The sequence below is a fragment of the Virgibacillus sp. M23 genome, assembly GCF_034190895.1.
Lineage (GTDB): Bacteria > Bacillota > Bacilli > Bacillales > Amphibacillaceae > Virgibacillus > Virgibacillus salarius.
In genome coordinates this window covers 1-411 of the sequence record NZ_JAWDHA010000337.1, presented here as the reverse complement: position 1 = coordinate 411, position 411 = coordinate 1, and the positions used below count along the sequence as shown (strand labels likewise).

Here is a 411-nt window from a genome sequence, read left to right as displayed (position 1 = left end):
ACAAAAGAAAAAAGAGAACATTGAAAAGCTTACATATGCAGAGGTTGTATATGTTATAGACGGACAAGTGCTCGGAGGCCGGGCGGGGCTCCATAAGACATTGAATAAATTCGTCATCGGCGCGATGGAACTGGACGCGATGATGCGTTATACCGCAGCGGGGAATCTTTTGATTGTCGGAAACAGAATCAATGCACACAGGCAGGCGCTTGAAGCGGGCGCGGCCGTATTGGTGACTGGGGGCTTTAACACGGATGAAAGCATTGTACAGCTGGCAGATGAGCTTGAACTGCCGATTTTATCCACGAGCTATGACACCTTTACAGTCGCTGCGATGATTAACAGGGCAATTTATGACCAGATGATCAAAAAAGAAATTTTTTTTGTGGAGTACATCCTAACACCCGCTGA

The 411-nt window shown here is 46.7% G+C and carries 1 protein-coding gene; it reads left to right on the top strand.

Features of this window, described 5'->3' with window-relative positions:
• Nucleotides 1-411, top strand: a 411-nt coding sequence (locus RVS70_RS22845) for a DRTGG domain-containing protein (RefSeq protein ID WP_321135026.1), incomplete at both ends; no start/stop codon positions are given.